This is a genomic window from Thermococcus sp. 21S9 (assembly GCF_012027635.1).
GTDB lineage: Archaea > Methanobacteriota_B > Thermococci > Thermococcales > Thermococcaceae > Thermococcus.
On sequence record NZ_SNUS01000044.1, the window covers coordinates 1 to 436 of the forward strand.

Here is a 436-nt window from a genome sequence, read left to right on the forward strand (position 1 = left end):
ATTATGAATACCAAAGATGAAATTTATCATTGCTTCGCCTCCACCCTAATTATCACTAACAGTGATATCATACCTGACAATATAAATACTTTACGTTCAAACAAATAGCTAGAAATTTAAAGAGCAAATTTTCTAAAGACATAAAGCGTTATGGCAACTGCTAATTGATTTGAAAAATTATCATCTGGTGGCAATTCATAAAATTCTGCCAGAGTTCCAGCTAATGCTCCAATTATTGCGTGAGGGATATCTATTAGAGGAATTAAAATCAGAAGAGCGGTTAGGAAGTAAGCTAAGCTTCCTTCAATGCTTTTACCATTCTTAAAGCGGTGCTTTCCAAAAGGCTTCCCAATTATAGCTGCAATAGCATCTCCCAAAGTTGCAACAGCAATTGAACCAATGGCAATATCTTCTGGGAAGAAGTAAACAATTATAA

General features: G+C 34.6%; 1 protein-coding gene. It reads right to left on the reverse strand.

Features of this window, described 5'->3' with window-relative positions; genetic code table 11:
* Window positions 1-116 precede the first annotated feature (116 nt).
* The coding region (locus E3E28_RS10870; RefSeq protein WP_369334080.1) for a diacylglycerol/polyprenol kinase family protein at window positions 117-436 on the reverse strand (320 nt) is incomplete at its 5' end.